Raw genomic sequence first — 221 nt, 5'->3', positions numbered from 1 at the left:
GAATTTGGTAGGCCTGAGTGGACTTGAACCACCGACCTCACCCTTATCAGGGGTGCGCTCTAACCACCTGAGCTACAAGCCTGCAGAGATTTTCTTACTGCTAATTTTCATCAGACAATCTGTGTGAGCACTGCAAAGGTCGGTTCTTTAAGGTAAGGAGGTGATCCAACCGCAGGTTCCCCTACGGTTACCTTGTTACGACTTCACCCCAGTCATGAATC

At 49.3% G+C, this 221-nt stretch carries 1 tRNA gene and 1 rRNA gene; both read right to left on the bottom strand.

Annotated features, from left to right (window positions below):
• Positions 1 to 5: 5 nt before the first annotated feature.
• A tRNA-Ile gene (locus OGX96_RS00745) sits at positions 6 to 82 on the bottom strand.
• Between the two features lie 71 nt (positions 83 to 153).
• Positions 154 to 221, bottom strand: a 16S ribosomal RNA gene (locus OGX96_RS00740); the annotation flags it as partial.

It is taken from the genome of Citrobacter sp. Cpo100, from assembly GCF_030332595.1.
In the GTDB taxonomy this organism is placed as follows: domain Bacteria; phylum Pseudomonadota; class Gammaproteobacteria; order Enterobacterales; family Enterobacteriaceae; genus Citrobacter; species Citrobacter portucalensis.
The sequence above is the reverse complement of the archived record's forward strand: the minus strand, read 5'-3'. Positions and strand labels throughout refer to the sequence as shown.